A 20,168-nucleotide genomic window follows, 5' to 3' on the forward strand; every position below is an offset into this window, starting at 1 on the left:
GGCAGTATGATCAGTCGTTTCTTTGTCTTCAGGCCCAAGTTTGCCTTCGTTATCTCCATTGTCCTGACTCTGTCGGGACTGCTCTCCATTCCCCTGCTGCCGGTGGCGGAGTTTCCCGATGTGTCGCCGCCGCAGATCAATGTCACCACCAGTTTCTCCGGAGCCAGCGCCGAGGTGGTCAAGGATACCGTCGCCCAGGTGATCGAAGCCGAGGTCAACGGGGTGGAGGATATGATCTACATGTCCTCCAAGTCCGCCAACGATGGCAGTTACTCGCTGACGGTCACCTTCGAGGTGGGCACCGACGCGGATGCCGCTCAGGTGAACGTACAGAACCGGGTGCAGCAGGCCCTGCCCAGGCTGCCGGAGACGGTGACCAAGCAGGGGGTTCGGGTGAAGAAACAGAGCCCCAACTTCCTGATGCTGGTGAACCTGGTGGCGCCGGAAGGTAGCCTGGACTCCCTGTTCCTCACCAACTACGCCACCTTGAACGTGAAGGACGTACTGGCCCGTCAGGGCGGGGTGTCCGAGGTGCAGATCATCGGTGGCCTGGATTACGCCATGAGGATCTGGCTGGATCCGGACCGGATGGCCGCCCTGGCCATTACCGCCAGTGATGTGCAGGCGGCGCTGCAGGAGCAGAACATCCAGGTGCCGGCGGGCCGCATCGGCTCTGCGCCCATCTCCCCGGACCAGCAGTTTCAGCTGAGTCTGCAGACCCGGGGGCGACTGGTTGAGGTGGAGGAGTTCGAGCAGGTGGTGCTGCGCTCCAACCCCGACGGTTCCAAGGTGGTGATTGGTGACATCGCCCGGGTGGAGCTGGGCTCCCAGACCTATGATGCCCAGGGCCAGCTCAACAATGCCCCCAGCGCCATCATCGCCGTCTATCAGAGCCCGGACGCCAACGCCCTGGAGGTGGCCAAGTCGGTGCGTGAGCAGATGGCGCTGCTCCGTCAGAACTTCCCCCAGGACATGGAATACACCATCCTCTACGACACCACGGAGTTTGTGACTGTCTCCATCAGGGAGGTGGTGACCACCCTGTTCGTGTCTGTGGCCCTGGTGATCGCCGTGGTCTACCTGTTCCTGCAGGATTTCCGGGCCACTCTGGTGCCGGGAATCGCCATCCCGGTCTCCCTGGTGGGTACCTTTGTGTTCCTGCTGGTGGGGGGGATGACCATCAACACCATCTCCCTGTTTGCCCTTATCCTGGCCATCGGCATCGTGGTGGATGACGCCATCGTGGTGGTGGAGAACGTCAGCCGCATCATGGCGGATGAGGGGCTGGACGCCAAGGCGGCCACCATCAAGGCGATGGAGGAGGTGACCGGTCCTGTGGTGGCCACCACCCTGGTGCTGCTGGCGGTGTTTGCCCCCACGGCGGTGATGCCGGGGATCACCGGCCAGATGTACGCCCAGTTCTCGGTGACCATCTGTGTGGCGGTGCTGATCTCCTCGGTCAACGCCCTGACCCTGTCACCGGCGATCTGCGCCTCGGTGCTCAAGGCGCCGCAGCCCAAGACCACCGGTCCCTTCGGGGACTTCAACCGCAACTTCGACAAGCTGACCCTGGGATACAGTGGCTGGGTGGGGGTTCTGATCCGTCGCAGCGGCCTGGCGATGCTGGCCTTCGTGGCCGCCATCGGCGCCACCGCCTGGCTGGGTAGCTCTCTGCCGACCGGCTTCGTGCCCGCCGAGGACAAGAAATCCTTCCTGGTGGACGTTCAGTTGCCCAACGGTGCCTCCCTCAACCGTACCGAGGCGGCGATGGCCCAGATGGTGGATCAAACCCTGGCGGTGCCCGGTGTCAACTCCGTCATCCATGCGTCGGGGTTCTCGGTGCTCTCCGGTTCGGTCTCCTCCAACGGCGGCCTGCTGGTGGTGGTGCTGGATGACTGGGACGATCGCCTGTCGCCGGAGCTGACCGACAAGGCGATCATGCGCCAGCTGCAGGGGATCTACGCCCAGAATCCGCTACTGCAGGCGATGGTGTTTGCGCTGCCGCCCCTGCCTGGGGTGGGGGCCGTCGGCGGCTTCGAGTTCGTGTTGCAGGACAACATGGGCCGCAGTGCCGCCGAGCTGGCCCAGGTGATGCGAGGATTGATCATCGAAGCCAATGGCCGCCCGGAGATCGCCATGGCTTTCAGTAACTTCCGCGCCGATACCCCTCAACTGTTCGTGGATGTGGATCGCAACCAGGCCAAGGCCTTGGGGATCCCCCTGACCGAGGTGTTCTCCACCTTGCAGACCCAACTGGGCGGAAACTACGTCAACGACTTCAACCGCTTTGGCAAGGTGTTCCGGGTGATGCTGCAGGCGGAGGAGGAGTACCGCAACTCCGACCGGGATATCTCCCGTTTCTATGTGCGCACCGCCCAGGGGGAGATGGTGCCTCTCTCGACCCTGACCCGAGTGGAACCGATCCTGGGGCCCGAGGTGGTCAACAACTACAACCTCTATGGCTCCGCGGTGATCAACGGCATTCCCGCCCCCGGGTTCAGTTCCGGCCAAGCGGTGGCGGCCATGGAACAGGTGGCGGCGGGTAACTTGCCGGCCGGGTACAGCTTCAGCTGGACCGGGCAGACCTACCAGGAGATCAAGGCGGGCAACCTGGCACCGCTGATCTTCAGCCTGGCCCTGGTGTTCACCTACCTGTTCCTGGTGGCCCAGTATGAAAGCTGGACCATTCCCCTGGCGGTGATGCTGGCGGTGCCTGTGGCCGTGCTGGGGGCCTTCCTCCATGTGTGGCTGGCAGGGTCGGAGGTGAACCTCTACACCCAGATCGGCCTGGTACTGCTGATTGGCCTGGCGTCGAAGAACGCCATCCTCATTGTGGAGTTTGCCAAACAGCAGCGGGAAAGCGGCGTGGGTGTCGTGGACTCGGCGGTGACCGCGGCCAGACTGCGTTTTAGGGCGGTATTGATGACCGCGTTCTCCTTTATCCTTGGCGTGCTGCCTCTCGTGGTGGCCACAGGAGCCGGGGCCGAGAGCCGCAACAGCCTGGGTTACGCGGTGTTTGGCGGCATGGTGATGGCCGGGGTGGTAGGCACCCTGCTGGTGCCTGTGTTCTATTACCTGCTGCAAAGCATGCGTGAAAAGGTGAAGGGGCAATCGGGTTAATCGCCTAAGCGGAACAAAACAGTGGGGGCTTCGGCCCCCACTTTTGTGTCTTCACGGCACTGATAACGCCATGTTGGCGCTCTTCGGGGGGCAATTTTGCCTGGTTCTCCGTTGGCGGTGGAATGGCCCGAATCGCGCAGCAAATCATTTCGTTGTCGTCAAACCCGTGATCCCACGCACGTTATCTTCCATCACCCCCCTTCAGAAAAGATGAGAAAAGCCGGCGCCTGCCCCCTTGACCCTTTCCAGTCCCTGTGTTGGTGATTTTCTGCCGAGACAGATCAAAAACTAGGTAAAACAGCCTTATACCGAAATATTCGCCATTACCCAGGCTTGGGGAATCAATATCTCGCTAACGGCGGACTTGTGAATATTAGTGAATAAAGGCGAATAAATACCCTGCCTGAAAATCAAATGTAGGAAAATAACCACAATATTAGACTAAAGGCGTAGAATCCGATCGGCAAATTTCAGTCGAATGATTAAAACTACCGTTTAAAGCATTTGTTCTAATTAAATATCCTTTTAAATCAGCAATTTGACATGTTTCTGCAAAAAAACTGTCTTTTGGCTGTTGATCTTAAATTCACCCTGTAGCAGGTTAATTAGACAGCCTTTAGGGCATATCTTGACCGGAAGTGGTCTAAGCTTGTTTCCAAGCAAAGTGGTTTTCTAGTTACAAATGAAAGTTGCACTGGAGGTGCGCCAAATGAGCCAGATTACGGAGTTAGCGCAGGGGTTAAAGGTTATCGGTCCTCATAAGCCGGAATACGACACGATCCTAAGTGAGGATGCACTGGCGTTTCTGGCGGATCTGGCAGGGCGTTTTGCGCCCGGCGTGAAGCAGCTGCTGGCAGGGCGAGAAGCCCGCCAGGCGATGGTGGATGCGGGCCAGTTGCCCGACTTTCTGCCCGAGACCAGGGACATTCGTGACGGTGACTGGAAGATTCTGGGGATCCCTGAGGATCTGCGGGATCGTCGCGTAGAGATCACCGGGCCGGTTGAGCGCAAGATGGTGATCAACGCCCTGAATGCCAGGGTAAAGGTGTTTATGGCTGACTTCGAAGATTCACTGGCCCCCGCCTGGGATAAGGTGATTGAGGGACAGCAGAACTTGAAGGATGCGGTGGAAGGCACCATTGAGTACACCAACCCTGCCAACGGCAAGCACTACCAGCTGGATGAGGATCCAGCGGTTCTGATAGCCCGGGTTCGTGGCCTGCACCTGAAGGAAAACCATGTACTGTTCAACGGGGAGACCATTCCCGGTGCCCTGATGGACTTCGCCCTCTACTTCTACCACAACTACCGTACCCTGCTGAAGAAGGGCTCCGGCCCCTACTTCTACATTCCCAAGCTGCAGAGTCATATGGAAGCGCGCTGGTGGGCCCAGGTGTTTGCCTACACCGAAGAGAAGTTCTGTCTGCAGCCCGGCACCATCAAGGTGACCTGCCTGATTGAGACTCTGCCGGCGGTGTTCGAGATGGACGAGATCCTCTACGAACTGCGCAACAACATCGTCGGGCTGAACTGCGGACGCTGGGACTACATCTTCAGCTACATCAAGACACTGCGCAGCTATCCCGACCGGGTACTGCCGGATCGCCAGCAGGTGACCATGGACAAGCCTTTCCTGTCAGCCTACTCACGACTGCTGATCAAGACCTGTCACAAGCGCGGCGCCCTGGCCATGGGCGGCATGGCGGCCTTTATTCCCGCTAAGGATCCCGCCAAGCAGGAGCAGGTGTTGGCCAAGGTGAACCAGGACAAGGAGCTGGAAGCCCGCAACGGTCACGACGGCACCTGGGTGGCGCATCCGGGTCTGGCGGATACCGCCATGGCGGTGTTCAACGACCACATCGGTCCCGACATGGACAACCAGCTGCACATTACCCGGGATGTGGATGCCCCCATCACCGCCCGTGAGCTGCTGATGCCCTGCGAAGGGGAAGCCACCGAGGCGGGCATGCGCGCCAATATCCGCATCGCGGTGCAGTACATCGAAGCCTGGATCACCGGCAACGGCTGCGTGCCCATCTATGGATTGATGGAAGACGCCGCTACCGCCGAGATCTCCCGTTCCTCCATCTGGCAGTGGATCAAGCACGGCAAGCATCTGAGCAATGGTCAGCTGGTGACCGCCGATCTGTTTCGCTCCATGCTGAAAGAGGAGCTCAAGGTGGTACGCAACGAATTGGGTGATGAGCGCTTCAACGGCGGCGCCTTCGACCGGGCTGCCGAACTGTTCGAGCAGCTGACCACAGCCGATGAGCTGGCAGAGTTCCTGACCCTGTCTGGCTACCAGATTTTGACCCAAGAAACGGTTTCTTAAGGATTTGCAATTTCAAGGAGTAACACTATGTCCACCTACAAGTCAGACATCGACAACGCAGCCACTTTGATTGGGTCTCAAGGCAGTGCCTGGAACGCCATCAACCCGGAGTACGCCGCCCGGATGAAGGCGCAGAACAAGTTTAAGACCGGCCTGGATATCGCTCGCTACACCGCCAAGATCATGCGGGCCGACATGGAGCGCTACGACAACGACCCTTCCCAGTACACCCAGTCCCTGGGTTGCTGGCACGGTTTCATCGGTCAGCAGAAGATGATCTCCATTAAGAAACACTTCAACAGCACCGATCGTCGCTACCTGTACCTGTCCGGTTGGATGGTGGCGGCCCTGCGTTCCGAGTTTGGCCCTCTGCCGGATCAGTCCATGCATGAGAAGACCTCGGTGGCCGGCCTGATTGAGGAGCTGTACACCTTCCTGCGCCAGGCCGATGCCCGTGAGCTGGGCGGTCTGTTCCGTGCCCTGGATGCGGCCCGCGAGGCGGGTGACAGTGCCAAGGAAGCGGAGATCCAGAGCCAGATCGACAACCATCAGACCCACATCGTGCCCATCGTGGCGGACATCGATGCCGGCTTCGGTAACGAGGAAGCCACCTACCTGCTGGCCAAGAGGATGATTGAAGCCGGTGCCTGCTGCATTCAGATTGAGAACCAGGTGTCCGATGAGAAGCAGTGTGGCCACCAGGACGGCAAGGTAACCGTGCCCCATGAGGACTTCCTGGCCAAGATCCGTGCCGTCCGTTATGCCTTCCTGGAGCTGGGGGTGGATGACGGTGTGATCGTTGCCCGTACCGACTCCCTGGGCGCCGGCCTGACCAAGCAGATCGCCATCACCGAAGAGCCCGGTGACCTGGGTGACCAGTACAACAACTTCCTGGACGGTGAGTACATCGACAGTGCCGACGACATCGCCAACGGTGACCTGGTGATCAAGGCCAACGGCAAGCTGCTCAAGCCTAAGCGTCTGCGCTCCAACCTGTTCCAGTTCCGTAAGGGCACAGGTGAGGACCGGGTGGTGCTGGACTGCATCACCTCGCTGCAGAACGGTGCCGACCTGTTGTGGATCGAGACCGAGAAGCCGCACGTGGGTCAGATTGCCGCCATGGTGAACCGCATCCGTGAAGTGGTGCCCAACGCCAAGCTGGTTTACAACAACAGCCCCTCCTTCAACTGGACCCTGAACTTCCGCCAGCAGGTGTTCGATGCCTGGAGCGAAGCGGGTAAGGATGTGTCTGCCTTTGACCGTGCCAACCTGATGAGCGAAGAGTACGACGCCACCGAACTGGCCCAGGAAGCGGATGCCAAGATTCGCACCTTCCAGGCGGATGCCGCCCGTGAAGCGGGGATTTTCCACCACCTGATCACCCTGCCGACCTACCACACCGCAGCCCTGTCCACCGACAACCTGGCCAAGGAGTACTTCGGTGACCAAGGGATGCTGGGCTACGTGAAGAACGTCCAGCGTCAGGAGATTCGCCAGGGCATCGCCTGCGTGAGGCACCAGAACATGGCCGGCTCCGACATGGGTGACGATCACAAGGAGTACTTCTCCGGTGACGCGGCCCTGAAGGCAGCGGGTAAAGACAACACCATGAACCAGTTCGGTTGATGGTGTGGCGCTGGCCTCCCTCGGCCATCGCCATGACCGGCTTCGAGCAGTTGGAGGCCGGTGCTCCATCCACCGCCATGCAGTAGGGCGGTGGGTTGGCGGAGTGGAGTGACTCCCGACCGTCAGCCATGGGGTACCACGAGTACCCTGCCCTATGGGGCTGTTGATCTTTGGTGGTTAGTCTTTGGTTGAGAATGACGACAGCCAATCGAGAAGTTCGATAGCTGGCTTGGTGGTTCCAAGTCAAAATCGAACGACGACGAGAGGCTGGTGTCAGGCCAACCCCGGAGGGCACCGACTTAGATTCAAAACGGGCTTGCAAAGAGACTTTTCTCTTGGCTAGCGGTGTCCGAATTGTCTTAAGTTTGGTGCAAAGGAAATCATCAATGGTCATCAGCCCCAGCAAGGGCATCCTTCCAATTTAGCTACGTTGCTTGTGCTTAGGGGAGTGGATCTTGCGGCCACTCCCCCTTTTTTTGTCCCGCTTTTACGTTCTCTGTTCACTCTTTAACGCCGCCGTGATGGCAGAGCGGCTCAGCTGGTGAATGTGCAGGGCCATCTCATCGTTGCTGTAGTTCTGTTTTCCCGAGAGCCACTGGGTCAGCATCCAGGCGTAGGAGCCGGCGATGGAGTGGGCCAGCAGCGGCAAGGGCAGGGTCAGTGCCTTGTCGGCGAAACAGTGGCGCAGGTTCTCCTCCACCAAAGTGGTGAGCAGCTCCCGGGTGTGTCGGGAGACGTACCCCGTGTCTGTGCCCAGTCGATAGGCCACCGCCCTGCGCAGACAATGGCGGCTCTGATATTGCTCCAGGAAGCGCTGCAGTGACGGGGGTGGGGTGTCTGCCAGCCACTGTTCGCTGCTCTGCAGATCCGCAAACAGATCCAGGAAGATGCTGCGATGCAGCCCCACCAGCAGATCCGCCTTGCTCTTGAAGTGGCGGTAGAAGGTGCTGCGTCCCACATCCGCCGCCTCGGCGATCTCCGCCACCCCCAGTTCGTGATAGTGGCGCTGGCCAATCAGCCCGGTGAAGGCGTTGATCAGCCGAGTAACGGTACGGTTCTTCTGGCGCTGGCCTGCTTGCATGACACACTCCGGTGGGACAAAAGGGTTGGTCTGTCTCAGTTGGGACTGAGGCAAGCCATTGTCCTTAGGCGAAGGGCTGGGAGCAAATTAGACTGTCCGGGTTGGGATCGCGGTCATTTTCTCAGGAAGAGGCAGAAAAAAATGACTACAGGACAACTGGATAGAACATCGTGACCATTACCGAACTCCTCTCTCTGGCTCTGTTTGCCGCCCTGGGCGCCTGGCTGCTGCTGAGCCGCTGGCCCAAGATGGGCTGGTTACCGGCCGCCACCCTGGCGCTAACCGCCTGGGTTCTCGCCCTGGCGCCCCTGGTGTGGGGCGCCTTCCTGTTGCTGGCCGCCTTGATGGTGCTGACCTCGGCCCTGGTGACCCTGCCGCCCCCGGCGCTTAAGAGGGTGGATCAGTGGCGCGGTTATGCCCAGGCCGCCTGTGCCCTCTCCTTTGGCGCCATTGCCGTCCAGTATGCCCTGCACGTGATGCAGCTGTGGGAGGGGGTGCCCTGGGTTGCCCGGCCGGACCTGGTGGATGGCTTTTTGCCCATCGCCGCCGGAATCCAGCTGCAGGCCTGGCTGGTTGAGGGCTACTGGGATGGCCATCACCCCGCCGGGGTGATCCTGCTGCTGCTGACCCTGTTGGTAAGCCTTGGGGTCAAGCGCGCCTTCTGTGGTTGGGTTTGCCCCCTGGGGTGGCTGGGAGAGCGGCTCTATCAACTGAGACTGAAGTTCTGGCCTGCCAAACTGACGCCCCCTGCCTGGCTGGACTGGCCGCTGCGCTCGCTGAAGTACATCTTGCTGGGGGGCATCGTTGCCATCGTCCTCAGCCTGGGGGGCAAGGGTTCCATCGGTTTCCTCAATGGTCAGTATCATCAGGCGGCGGATCTGAAGATGTGGTACCTGTTTGCCAGCCCCACTCTGATAACCGTCCTGTGTGTGGCATTGGTGGTGGCCGTGATGGCCCTGCGTCGGGGCGCCCTGTGCCGCTATCTTTGTCCCTACGGCGCCTGGCTGGCCATAGGTGGCTTGCTGAGTCCCTTCAAGGTGCGTCGTAACCCACAACGTTGCCTTAAGGAGGCCAAGGAGATGGCCTGTGACAAGTGCACCCGAGCCTGTCCGGCGGGGATTCCGGTGGACAAACGGGGCACGGTGCACAGCGATGAGTGCAACAGCTGTCAGCGCTGTGTCAGTGCCTGTCCGGTGAAAGGAGCGGTGACCGTCAGCCTGCCTGGCCATCGACTGCCCCTGTCGCCCCTGGCCCTGGTGTTGTGGCTGATGCTGGTGATGCTGGTGTTGCCCTTCCTGCTCCATGGGGCGGACCTGTGGCAGAGCAGCACTGACCCCGAGCTGCGCAGTCTGCTGTTGAACAACCTGGGCTTCCTGGGGCATTAACAAGAAAAAAGGTGCCCTCGGGGCACCTTTTTCCATCTCTCCATGGCGCGTCAGCGCTCCAGGCAGGGCTTCAGCCGTTTGGCTCGCACCCCCTGCCACCACCAGACGCACAGGAAGATCAGGGCGCCGTAGACCATGGCAGAGCCCAGGGACCAGGCGAACAGCAAACAGGCAACGCTGCCACTGGCGGCCTTAAGGCGGAAACGACCGGGCAGCAGACGCCAGGCGGCCAGCATGGAGAGCAGGTAGATCACCACGAACACGCCATTGACCGACTCCAGCAGGGTTTCGAAGCCCCAGCCAAAGCCGTGGGCCAGCACCAGGGAGGCGGCCACCACCGACAGCAGCACCCCAAGGCCCAGGGCAGGTACCCGATGGCGGTTGAGTCTGGCGAACAGCGGCGGCAGCTGCTTCTCCTGGGCCAGGCTCCAGCCCAGGCGGGACATCCCTGCCAGGTAGGTGTTGACCGTGGCGATGCCGGCGGCGGTACCCAGCACCCCGACCACCAGCTCACCTCCGCCGCCCAGCACATGGTTGAACAGACGCACCATGGCCAGGCCCTCTCCGGCGGGCAGCGCCTGAATCAGTGCGGTGCAGAGCAGGTAGATGGCGGCCACCAGCAGGGTGGCGATCACCATGGCAGGCACAAAGTCACGCTCCGGGCGCTTGAACTCGGCGGACAGGTGGCTGACCACCTCCACACCCAGGTAGGCCCACAGCGCCAGGGCAAAGGCGCCCCAGACCCCAGGGGTAAACTGCGGCATTTCCCCGCTGGGCAGGGACAGGCCGCCACTGACTCCCAGCACCACCGCCAGGATGGCCAGGGTCAGGCCCAGTTGCAGGGAGCTGGAGAGCTGCATGCCGCGCACGTTGATCAGCCAGAGTCCGGCCAGCATCCCCAGCTGAGCCAGCAGCAGGGTGCTGCCCTCCAGGTGCACCAGGGGACGGATAAACTCGAAGGTCATCATGATCGCCGCCGGGGTACCGATGGGGGCGGCCATCAGGAACAGCATGCCCACACTGGTGCCCAGGCGGCGACCGAACGCCAGCTGGACGAAGTGGGAGGGACCGCCGGCGTTGGGAAAGCGTTTGCCCAACTCGGCGAAGATCAGCGCCAGGGGCAGGATGGCGGCCACCAGCAGCATCCAGGCCCACATCGCCCCCTCTCCCGCCATTTTGACGGTGAGCTCTGGCAGGATGAATACACTGGTGCCCAGCAGGGAGGTGGTGATCAGTCCCACCCCCTGCCAGCGCCCTATGGTGCCTTTCAATTCGGTCATGATTGGTTCTGGTGTTAAGGGATAATAGAGGCAAGTGTACGCCTAAATTTTCCTTGTCGGCGTCGGAAATGGCACGCAAACTATCGGAGTTTGCCGACGGATCGTCGGCTGTCGCCGACAGGAGAAAACCGATGCCCCAAACCCTGGACTCATTCGATCAGGCGATCCTGGCGGAGCTGCGCCTGGATGCCCGTCAGCCGGTGGCCGCCATCGCCGACAAGGTCAACCTGGCGCGCTCCTCGGTGTCAGAGCGGATCAAGAAGCTGGAGCAGCGCGGGGTGATCCGGGGTTACCGGGCTCAGATTCAGCAATCCATGCTGTCGGGGATCAGTGCCTACTTCGAGATCATCCATGAGGATAAGAGCTGCCTGGACATCATCGATGTGATTCGCCAGATCCCTGAGGTGATGAGCTGCCATGGCATCAGCGGTCACATCGATCTGCTGGTGTTCGTCAAGATGGACTCCATGCAGCGCCTCCATGAGATCCGCGCCGAGATCAACGATCTGCCCTCTGTGGTGAAGATCACCACCCATGTGGTGATGAACGAGTGGCTCTGAAGCCGGTTGATGCTCAGCGGTTGGGCCACTCAAGCGCCCTCTGCCGGGCATAGTCCATCATCTTCGGGTAGAGCTCCATGAAGGTGTCACTGATCTCTTCATGGTGTTGCCACAGCACCGCGTCGCCCCCCTCCAGCAGCTGCGGCCGGCTCAGGCGGCGGCTGATTCCGTTGACCGCCAGGGCGATCCCCTCCCGGTAGCGATAACTGCCCAGCCAGTCGCCCCTGGCCATGTTGCTGACCAGCCGGTGGCCGACCTGCGGAAGCTGGGGGTCGGTCAGCAGGGTGTGGTAGCTCTGCTGGCAAAAGTGCTCCAGCGAGTCGTGGTGATAACCGGACCAGTGACTGGCCAACTGGTGGTCGAAGGCCATGTCCAGCAGGATGCCGGCGGTTCGGCGGTAGGGGTGGGGGAACAGCGCCTTGAGGGTCTGCATCTGTGGCTGGGCATCGATGCGGCTGTCCAGCTGGCGGTGCAGCCAGATCCCCTGCTGCAGAGGATGGGGCAGGTGGTCGATGGGGCCCTTGACCAGATCCCCGGCCAGGGCGCCGGCCAGACTGGTGTCGGTAATGTGGGCCAGATGCAGGTGAGCGAGGAAGTTCATGGGCTCACCTTAGCCCCAGGGCGCTATGGCGGCAAGGCTTCAGTTGCTGCGGCGTTGTTTCATCTGATCGCGCATCTTCTGTTTCTGCTCGTCGCGAATCACCTCATACTCCTTCCACTGGGTCTCGGTGAGAATCTCCCGGAGTGCCTCATCCCGGGCTTCGGCGGCGTCGCGCATCTGTCGTCCCTTGTCACGACGGCTGCCGCCGCTCTCTTTCAGGGTGAGCAGGGTGTCACTGAAACGGGTCTGCTGCTCCAGGACCTCGGCCTGTTGTGACTCGGTCAGAGACAAGGCCTCTGTGAGGCGGTCGGTCATCTCCTGGGCCAGCTCGTTGGCTTCACCGGCGTGCAGGGTCAGGGGCAGTGCCAGCAGCAGGGAAAAAATCAGGTTACGCATGGTGGGTATCTCCGTTTGCAATCAGGAGCTCCTATTCTATGGAGGAGAGTGTCAACCGCTGTCCGCAGTGGGTAAAGATAGGAAAACTTGATTATGACCCGTTCACTTCTTAGACTAGCGCCCCCGCCCTAAGGGGTGATGCCACAGAGTAGATGAGTATGCAGGTTGCTGACTTCCAATTTGACCTTCCCGATGAACTGATTGCCCGCTATCCCACCGAGGAGCGCAGCGCATCGCGCTTGCTGCATCTGGATGGCAACAGCGGCCATCTGGTGGACAGTCAGTTTCCGGACCTGCTGGACCTGCTCCACGACGGGGATCTGCTGGTGTTCAACAACACCAGGGTGATTCCCGCCCGTGTCTATGGCCAAAAAGCCTCAGGCGGCAAGATTGAGGTGCTGGTGGAGCGGGTGCTGGACACCCGTCGGGTGCTGGCCCATGTGCGCTCCTCCAAGTCGCCCAAGCCCGGCACCGAGCTGGTGTTCGATCAGGGGATCAGCGCCACCATGGTGGCCCGCCACGATGCCCTGTTTGAGATCAAGTTCCACGGCGACACCCCGGTCCTCTCCATTCTGGATGCCATCGGCCACATGCCCCTGCCCCCCTATATCGACCGTCCCGATGAGGAGACCGATAAGGAACGCTATCAGACCGTCTATAACCAGCGCCCCGGCGCGGTGGCGGCGCCCACCGCCGGCTTGCACTTCGATGAGGGGATGATGGCCAAGCTGAAGGCCAAGGGAGTGGAGTTTGCCTATGTGACCCTGCACGTTGGGGCGGGCACCTTCCAGCCGGTGCGGGTCGACAAGGTCGAAGACCACCACATGCACTCCGAGTGGGCGGAAGTGCCCCAGGAGGTGGTGGACGCGGTGATCCGCACCAAGGCCAATGGCGGCCGGGTGGTGGCCGTGGGCACCACCTCGGTGCGCTCACTGGAGTCTGCCGCCCAGGCGACCCTGGCCAAGACCGGAGTGCTGGAGGCGTTCGCCGCCGACACCAGCATCTTCATCTACCCCGGTTACCGTTTCCAGCTGGTGGATGCCATGGTCACCAACTTCCACCTGCCCGAGTCCACCCTGATCATGCTGGTCAGTGCCTTTGCCGGTCAGGACAATGTGATGAACGCCTATCGGCATGCCGTTGAGAACCGGTACAGGTTCTTCAGTTATGGTGATGCCATGTTCATCAACCGGGACGAGAAGCTCCACGGCGAGGTGGAGTAGATCCCGGTCCAGATTTGATGCGCCGCCCCTGGGCGGCGCTCTGTTTTTCGGCATTCGGAGCCCCAGAGGCCCAGGTTTTAGGGGTTTTTTGATCCCCATCTCACTGGCTCCCTTGAAATCCGCTACCTGAATCCACATTTTGTATTTCATGCCAAGGGCATGTGTATTTCGTCAGACTGTTTATCTGGCACAAAGAGGATGTAATGAAGTTCGATCTGATCACCACCGATGGCCGCGCACGCCGTGGTCGCCTCACCTTTGAGCGGGGCACAGTAGAAACCCCGGCCTTTATGCCCGTGGGTACCTATGGCACCGTCAAGGGGATGACTCCGGAAGAGGTGGAGGCCACAGGCGCTGAGATCTGCCTGGGCAACACCTTCCACCTGTGGCTGCGTCCCGGCACCGAGATCATGCAAAAGCATGGGGACCTGCACGATTTTATGAATTGGCAGAAGCCGATTCTGACCGATTCCGGCGGTTTCCAGGTGTTCTCCCTGGGGGACATCCGTAAGATCACCGAAGCCGGGGTGCACTTCCGTCACCCCATCAACGGTGACAAGATCTTCCTGGATCCCGAGAAGTCCATGGAGATCCAGTATCACCTGGGCTCCGACATCGTGATGATCTTCGATGAGTGCACCCCCTATCCGGCTACCGAAGAGGAAGCGGGCAAGTCCATGCGCATGTCCCTGCGCTGGGCTCAGCGTTCCCGTGACGCCTTCGACAAGCTGGAGAACCCCAACAACCTGTTCGGCATCATCCAGGGCGGCGTCTATGAGCACCTGCGTGATGAGTCCCTCGAGGGACTGATGAACATCGGCTTCGACGGTTACGCCGTCGGTGGTCTGGCGGTTGGGGAGCCCAAGGAGGACATGCACCGCATCCTTGAACACATCTGCCCCAAGATCCCCGAAGACAAGCCCCGTTACCTGATGGGCGTGGGCAAGCCGGAGGATCTGGTGGAGGGCGTGCGCCGTGGTATCGACATGTTCGATTGCGTGATGCCCACCCGTAATGCCCGTAACGGTCACCTGTTCACCTCCGAAGGGGTGATCAAGATCCGTAACGCCAAGCACAGGGACGACACCCGCCCGCTGGATGCCGAGTGTGACTGTTACACCTGTAAGAACTACAGCCGCTCCTACCTGCACCATCTGGATCGCTGTAACGAGATTCTGGGCGCCCGACTGAACACCATCCACAACCTTCGTTACTATCAAAAGGTGATGGAAGGTTTGCGGGGGGCTATTGAGCAGGGTAAATTAGAGCACTTTGTCGAAGAGTTCTATTCCAAGCTGGGCCGCCCTGTGCCGCCTTTAAACGATTGACTAACAGAGAACTAAAAGAGAACCACTATGTTAATTCCAATGGCATACGCTGAAGCTGGTGCCGCCCCCCAGGGTGGCGGTCTGCAAACCCTGATCATGCTGGTGGTATTCGGTCTGATCTTCTACTTCATGATCTACCGTCCCCAGGCCAAGCGCACCAAGGATCACAAGAACCTGATGTCCTCCCTGAGCAAGGGTGACGAGGTCCTGACCAACGGTGGTCTGGTTGGCAAGATCGCCAAGATCAAAGAGGACGATGATTTCGTGGTTCTGTCCCTGAACGATCAGACTAACGTGACCATCCAGAAGAGCTTTATCACTGCTGTTCTGCCTAAGGGTTCCCTGCAGTCTCTGTAAGTTGGTTGAGAGGGCACAGCGGTGCTGAATAAATATCCATTATGGAAGAGCCTGATGGTGGTGTTCATCATCGCCATTGGTGCTCTTTACGCCTTGCCGAACGTGTTCGGTGAAGATCCTGCCCTGCAGATCTCCGCCGGCCGTAACGCCGAGGTGACTCCGTCTACCCTGACCCGGCTGCAATCTGCGGTTGAGTCTCAGGGTTTGACCATCAAGCGGGCTGAGCTGGAAAACGGCCAGATCCTGATACGTTTCAACAGCGGTGATGATCAGCTGAAGGCCAAGGATCTGGTGTCCAAGGAGCTGGGGGATGACTACTTCGTCGCCCTGAACCTGGCTCCGGCGACACCTGACTGGCTGGCAGCCATCGGCGGCAGCCCGATGAAACTGGGTCTGGACCTTCGTGGTGGTGTGCACTTCCTGATGGAGGTGGACATGAGCGAAGCGGTACGCAAGCAGGAGACCCAGCTGGTCACCGACTTCCGTGCCGACCTGCGTGGTGAGAAGCTGCGTTATGCCGGCATTCGTGCCGGTGCCAAGGGCATCGAGATCCGCTTCCGCGACGAGGAGACCCTGGTCAAGGCGGAGGATTTCCTCAAACAGCGTAACCCCAACCTGCTGTTCGACGACAAGGAACTGACCTTGCACGTCACCATGGGCGATGCGTATCTGGCCGAAGTTCAGAAGTACGCCCTGCAGCAGAACATCACCATTTTGCGTAACCGGGTGAACGAACTGGGTGTGGCCGAGCCTGTGGTTCAGCAGCAGGGCACCAACCGCATCGTGGTTGAGCTGCCTGGTGTTCAGGACACCGCCCGCGCCAAGGAAATTCTGGGCGCCACGGCGACCCTGGAGTTCCGCATGGTGACCGAAGGCGCCGATCTGGGCGCCGCGGTACGTGGCCGTGTGCCTCCGGGTTCTCAGCTGTTTGAAGACTCCAATGGCCGCCCTGTGTTGCTGGACAAGCGGGTGATCCTCACCGGTGACCATATCACCGGCGCCCAGTCCGGCTTCAGTGAGACCAGCCAGCCTCAGGTAAGCATCAACCTGGATGCCACCGGCGGTAACAAGATGGCCGACTGGACTCGGGACAAGATCGGCAAGGCGATGGCCACGGTCTTCATCGAGTACAAGTCCACCGGCGAGCGTAACCCCGACGGTTCTCCCAAGTTCGATAAGCACGAAGAGGTGATCAACACCGCGACCATCCAGGCTCGCCTGGGTCGCAGCTTCCGCATCACCGGCCTGGACACTCCTCAGGAGGCTCAGAAGCTGGCCCTGCTGCTGCGTGCCGGTGCCCTGATTGCGCCGATCACCATCGTCCAGGAGAGCACCATCGGTCCCTCCATGGGTCAGGAAAACATCGACAACGGTATGGCCGCGATGCTCTCCGGCCTGGTGGCCACCATCCTGTTTATGGCGGTCTATTACCGTAAGTTTGGTTTCATTGCCGTGGGCGCCCTGGTGGCCAACATCGTACTGATGGTGGGCATCATGTCGATGATCCCCGGTGCCACCCTGACCATGCCCGGTATCGCCGGTATCGTACTGACGGTGGGTATGGCGGTGGATGGTAACGTGCTGATCTTCGAGCGTATCCGTGAGGAGCTCAAGGCGGGTCGCAGCGTTCAGCAGGCGATCCACGAGGGCTATGCCAACGCCTTCTCCACCATTGCCGATGCCAACATCACCACCCTGCTGACCGCGCTGATTCTGTTCGCCGTGGGCACCGGGCCGGTGAAGGGCTTCGCAGTGACCCTGATGATCGGTATTGCCACCTCCATGTTTACCGCCATCGTCGGCACCCGTGCCGTTGTTAACGGTCTCTGGGGCGGCAAGCGTCTCAAGAAGCTGTCGATTTAAGGGGCTGTCATGTTTGAACTGTTAAAACTGAACAAGACCGTTGATTTCCTGAAGCATGCACGGGTGATCAGTATGATCTCCCTGCTGCTGATGGCGGCTTCCGTGGCCTCTCTGGCCACCCGAGGCATCAACTGGGGTCTGGATTTCACCGGCGGTACCGTTGTAGAGATTGTCTACTCCGAAGCCAAGGACACCTCCGAACTGCGCAAGGCTGTGGAAGCCCAGGGTGTGGAAGGGGTGATCGTCCAGCACTTCGGCGCGGCCACCGACCTGATTGTCCGTGTTCCGCCCAAGGCGGGTAAGGGCAACGAGATGGTGTCCCGCATCGAGGGTGCGGCCCGCAGCCTGGAATCTGACGCGGTGATCAAGCGCGTTGAGTTCGTCGGTCCCCAGGTGGGTAAAGAGCTGGCAGAGCAGGGCGGCCTGGCCGTACTGACCGCCATCATCTGCATCCTGGCCTACGTGGCGTTTCGCTTCGAGTGGCGTCTGGCCCTGGGTGCGGTAGCGGCCCTGGTGCACGACGTGACTGTGACCCTGGGTGTGTTCTCTTTCTTCTTCCTGGAGTTCGACCTGACGGTGCTGGCGGCGGTGCTGGCGGTTGTGGGTTACTCCCTCAACGACACCATCGTGGTGTTCGACCGGGTTCGGGAGAACTTCCGTAAGATGCGTAAGGGTACCCCGGAACACGTGGTCAACACCTCGGTGACCCAGACCATGAGCCGGACCATCATCACCACAGGCACCACCCTGTTCGTGGTGATTGCCCTGTTCGTTCAGGGTGGCTCCATGATCCACGGCTTCGCCACCGCGCTGCTGCTGGGCATTGGCTTCGGTACCTTCTCCTCCATCTATGTGGCCAGCTACGCTTCCATCAAGCTGGGCCTGACCCGCGAGCACATGATGCCCGTGGTGGTGGAAAAAGAGGGTGCAGATCAGGAAAGCTTGCTGCCCTGATTCAGTGCCAGTCGCATTGTTCAACTCTAAGCCACCCTACGGGGTGGCTTTTTTATGGCATTTTGTAGATGATGTCCGGGCACAACTCATAAAGGATCAGTGACGTGCTTGGCCGGGAATGCGGTGATTGGGACTTTGACAGAAGCCCTGCCGCGGGTCGACACTGAACGGAGTGACACGAGGATTAGAGTGTGGTTATGGACAGCTTTGTTGAGTTATACCGGGCCAGTAACGCCCTGGAGGCTCATGCCCTGAAGGGGGCGCTGGAGCAACAGGGGGTGATGGTACGACTGCTGGGGGAAGCCCTGGCTGGCGGAACCGGTGAGCTACCCGTCGACAGTCAGGAGGTCGGCTTGTTGGTGCAACGTCGTCATTTGGAAAAAGCCAACGCCGTCTTGGAGCAGTATCATCAGAGTCAGGCCCCCTGGCAGTGTCCCAGCTGTGGGGAGCAGAACGATGGCCATTTCGAGACCTGTTGGCGCTGCGGGGGCGTCCCCCAAAAATAGGTCTTACATATGAAGCACAATCCCGGATTTGAACAGCTGGTGGACTCCCTCCGCCCCAAAGTCAATGAGATCTCCATCGATACCCTGCTGAACTGGCAGGATGCCAGCACCCCACACCACCTGGTGGATTGCCGCGAGCAGGATGAGTGGCAGAGCGACCGTCTCCCCGGCGCCGCCTACCTGGGCCGCGGAGTGATGGAGCGGGATGTGGAAACCCTCTACCCCAATAAAGACAGTGTGCTGGTGCTCTACTGTGGCGGCGGCTACCGCTCGGTACTGGCGGCACACAACCTGGAGCAGATGGGGTACACCCAGGTGCACTCTCTCATCGGCGGCCGCCGTGAATGGATGGCCCGCAGCCTGCCCATGGAAGCCTGATGCGCTACTTTCCCCTCTTTTTCGATACCAGGGAGCGTCAACTACTGATTGTCGGCGGTGGTGAGGTGGCTGCTCGCAAGCTGTCACTGTGGCGGCGTAGCGAGATGGCCATCACCCTGGTCTCCCCGGCACTCAACGGTGAATTGAGTGCCCGTCAGGGGGAGTTTACCTGGCTGGCCCAGGAGTTCAGCGATGAGCTGGTGAGGGGGAAGCACGGGGTGATCGCCGCCACCGACGATGAGGTCCTGAACCGGAGGGTGGCCGCATTGGCTCGCCAGGCCGGCGCCTGGGTCAATGTGGTGGATGACCCCGAATCCTGCACGGTGATCACCCCGGCCATTGTCGACCGCACACCCATGGTGGTGGCCATCGGCAGTGAAGGGGCGGCGCCGGTGCTGGTCAAGGAGCTTCGGCGTCGCATCGAGTCCCTGTTACCTGAGTCCCTGGGAGCCCTGGCGCGTTTTATGGGGCAGGCCCGCTACCGCATTCCTCTGAAGCTACGCCGCTCGGTCTGGGAGCGGTTCCTGGGCAGTAATGGCCTGGAGTGGGACGAACAGCGCAGCCAAGGGCGATTCCAAACGGCCCTTGAGGGAGAGGAGCTGCCAGGCTGGGTGCTGTTGATCCCTGCCGATCAGGATGCGGAGCTGCTGCCGCTAAAAGCGGTTCGGCTGATGCAGGAGTGTGATGCCCTGTGGCATCAGGGGCCCCTGCCTCGGGCCCTGGATGAGCTGTGTCGCCGGGATGCCAGCCGCATGGAAGTGAGCGACTCAGCCCTGCCTGAGGTTCGCGGGAAAGTGATGCTGGTGGTGAGCAGTGAGGCCGACCTGACCGCTCATCTGAAAGGGGCGCGGGTCATGCGCGTCGAGTCCGGCAGGGTCACGGGTTAGAACAGATCGTTTCCGGTGACCACCATCAGGGCGAAGATCCACACGGTAAAGGCCATGCACAGGTGCACCAGGCCATAGATCAGGGCGTCAGAACGCTTCATCACCCGGTCGTCCACCAGCAGATAGAGGTGGAGCAGGGCAATCAACCCCATGGCGATGTTCAGCGGCCACTGGAAGGCGTGGTTGCCTTCAGGGATCACCAGTCTTACCAGGATGGCAAACACCACCATCATCAGGGTTAATATCGGCGCCAGGCCGATTCGGTAACTGTCCGGATACCACTGCAGCACG

The 20,168-nt window shown here is 60.5% G+C and carries 18 protein-coding genes; 13 read left to right on the forward strand and 5 right to left on the reverse strand.

What is annotated here, in order from left to right; genetic code table 11:
• The first annotated feature begins 6 nt into the window (after positions 1 to 6).
• The 3 genes from ACN0RV_RS09310 to ACN0RV_RS09320 all read left to right on the forward strand — a co-directional run bounded on the left by ACN0RV_RS09310 (position 7) and on the right by ACN0RV_RS09320 (position 7,078).
• The gene (locus tag ACN0RV_RS09310) at positions 7 to 3,120 is read left to right on the forward strand and encodes an efflux RND transporter permease subunit (protein ID WP_417347348.1); all 3,114 of its coding nucleotides are present in this window, start codon (positions 7 to 9) and stop codon (positions 3,118 to 3,120) included.
• Positions 3,121 to 3,829: 709 nt separating this feature from the next.
• The gene (aceB, locus tag ACN0RV_RS09315; protein WP_417347349.1) at positions 3,830 to 5,452 is read left to right on the forward strand and encodes a malate synthase A; all 1,623 of its coding nucleotides are present in this window, start codon (positions 3,830 to 3,832) and stop codon (positions 5,450 to 5,452) included.
• Between the two features lie 27 nt (positions 5,453 to 5,479).
• Positions 5,480 to 7,078 carry an isocitrate lyase gene (locus ACN0RV_RS09320; protein WP_417347350.1) on the forward strand — a complete coding sequence of 533 codons (1,599 nt, stop codon included), beginning with the start codon at positions 5,480 to 5,482 and terminating at the stop codon, positions 7,076 to 7,078.
• A 487-nt stretch (positions 7,079 to 7,565) separates the two neighbouring features.
• Here the strand turns inward: ACN0RV_RS09320 and ACN0RV_RS09325 are convergent, their stop codons facing one another.
• Positions 7,566 to 8,159, reverse strand: coding sequence for a TetR/AcrR family transcriptional regulator (locus ACN0RV_RS09325; RefSeq protein WP_417347351.1), 594 nt, complete (start codon positions 8,157 to 8,159; stop codon positions 7,566 to 7,568).
• Positions 8,160 to 8,329: 170 nt separating this feature from the next.
• Here ACN0RV_RS09325 and ACN0RV_RS09330 point away from each other — a divergent pair, with 170 nt between their 5' ends.
• Positions 8,330 to 9,544 (forward strand): 4Fe-4S binding protein, encoded by a 1,215-nt coding sequence (locus ACN0RV_RS09330; RefSeq protein WP_417347352.1) that lies wholly within the window; start codon positions 8,330 to 8,332, stop codon positions 9,542 to 9,544.
• Positions 9,545 to 9,594: 50 nt separating this feature from the next.
• On the opposite strand, the gene yjeH is transcribed toward ACN0RV_RS09330, so the two are convergent.
• Positions 9,595 to 10,824 (reverse strand): L-methionine/branched-chain amino acid transporter, encoded by a 1,230-nt coding sequence (yjeH, locus tag ACN0RV_RS09335; protein WP_417347353.1) that lies wholly within the window; start codon positions 10,822 to 10,824, stop codon positions 9,595 to 9,597.
• A 131-nt stretch (positions 10,825 to 10,955) separates the two neighbouring features.
• Between yjeH and ACN0RV_RS09340 the strand changes: the two genes are divergently transcribed.
• Positions 10,956 to 11,384, forward strand: coding sequence for an Lrp/AsnC family transcriptional regulator (locus tag ACN0RV_RS09340; protein ID WP_245568339.1), 429 nt, complete (start codon positions 10,956 to 10,958; stop codon positions 11,382 to 11,384).
• 13 nt (positions 11,385 to 11,397) lie between these two features.
• On the opposite strand, the gene ACN0RV_RS09345 is transcribed toward ACN0RV_RS09340, so the two are convergent.
• Positions 11,398 to 11,985, reverse strand: a complete 588-nt coding sequence (locus tag ACN0RV_RS09345) for an ACP phosphodiesterase (protein WP_417347354.1) — start codon at positions 11,983 to 11,985, stop codon at positions 11,398 to 11,400.
• Positions 11,986 to 12,024: 39 nt separating this feature from the next.
• Positions 12,025 to 12,381 carry a hypothetical protein gene (locus ACN0RV_RS09350; protein ID WP_417347355.1) on the reverse strand — a complete coding sequence of 119 codons (357 nt, stop codon included), beginning with the start codon at positions 12,379 to 12,381 and terminating at the stop codon, positions 12,025 to 12,027.
• Positions 12,382 to 12,539: 158 nt separating this feature from the next.
• Between ACN0RV_RS09350 and queA the strand changes: the two genes are divergently transcribed.
• The 8 genes from queA to ACN0RV_RS09390 all read left to right on the forward strand — a co-directional run bounded on the left by queA (position 12,540) and on the right by ACN0RV_RS09390 (position 19,877).
• Positions 12,540 to 13,604, forward strand: a complete 1,065-nt coding sequence (queA, locus tag ACN0RV_RS09355) for a tRNA preQ1(34) S-adenosylmethionine ribosyltransferase-isomerase QueA (RefSeq protein WP_417347356.1) — start codon at positions 12,540 to 12,542, stop codon at positions 13,602 to 13,604.
• Between the two features lie 203 nt (positions 13,605 to 13,807).
• Positions 13,808 to 14,932 carry a tRNA guanosine(34) transglycosylase Tgt gene (tgt, locus tag ACN0RV_RS09360; protein ID WP_286341608.1) on the forward strand — a complete coding sequence of 375 codons (1,125 nt, stop codon included), beginning with the start codon at positions 13,808 to 13,810 and terminating at the stop codon, positions 14,930 to 14,932.
• A 27-nt stretch (positions 14,933 to 14,959) separates the two neighbouring features.
• Positions 14,960 to 15,289, forward strand: a complete 330-nt coding sequence (yajC, locus tag ACN0RV_RS09365) for a preprotein translocase subunit YajC (RefSeq protein WP_028108741.1) — start codon at positions 14,960 to 14,962, stop codon at positions 15,287 to 15,289.
• A gap of 21 nt (positions 15,290 to 15,310) precedes the next feature.
• Positions 15,311 to 17,152: a protein translocase subunit SecD gene (gene secD, locus ACN0RV_RS09370; protein WP_417347357.1), complete on the forward strand. Its 1,842-nt coding sequence runs from the start codon at positions 15,311 to 15,313 to the stop codon at positions 17,150 to 17,152.
• A gap of 9 nt (positions 17,153 to 17,161) precedes the next feature.
• Positions 17,162 to 18,106, forward strand: a complete 945-nt coding sequence (gene secF / locus ACN0RV_RS09375; protein WP_417347358.1) for a protein translocase subunit SecF — start codon at positions 17,162 to 17,164, stop codon at positions 18,104 to 18,106.
• Between the two features lie 197 nt (positions 18,107 to 18,303).
• Complete coding sequence (locus ACN0RV_RS09380; RefSeq protein ID WP_028108738.1) at positions 18,304 to 18,612, forward strand: putative signal transducing protein; 309 nt, start codon at positions 18,304 to 18,306, stop codon at positions 18,610 to 18,612.
• A 9-nt stretch (positions 18,613 to 18,621) separates the two neighbouring features.
• Positions 18,622 to 18,990 carry a rhodanese-like domain-containing protein gene (locus ACN0RV_RS09385; RefSeq protein WP_417347359.1) on the forward strand — a complete coding sequence of 123 codons (369 nt, stop codon included), beginning with the start codon at positions 18,622 to 18,624 and terminating at the stop codon, positions 18,988 to 18,990.
• Positions 18,990 to 19,877, forward strand: a complete 888-nt coding sequence (locus ACN0RV_RS09390; RefSeq protein ID WP_417347360.1) for a siroheme synthase — start codon at positions 18,990 to 18,992, stop codon at positions 19,875 to 19,877. The genes ACN0RV_RS09385 and ACN0RV_RS09390 overlap by 1 nt, the downstream gene beginning before the upstream one ends.
• On the opposite strand, the gene ACN0RV_RS09395 is transcribed toward ACN0RV_RS09390, so the two are convergent.
• Positions 19,874 to 20,167 (reverse strand): hypothetical protein, encoded by a 294-nt coding sequence (locus ACN0RV_RS09395; RefSeq protein ID WP_286341614.1) that lies wholly within the window; start codon positions 20,165 to 20,167, stop codon positions 19,874 to 19,876. The two genes, ACN0RV_RS09390 and ACN0RV_RS09395, sit on opposite strands and share 4 nt — an antisense overlap.
• Between the last annotated feature and the right edge of the window lies 1 nt (position 20,168).

The organism is Ferrimonas sp. (assembly GCF_048263965.1).
In the GTDB taxonomy this organism is placed as follows: Bacteria; Pseudomonadota; Gammaproteobacteria; order Enterobacterales; family Shewanellaceae; genus Ferrimonas.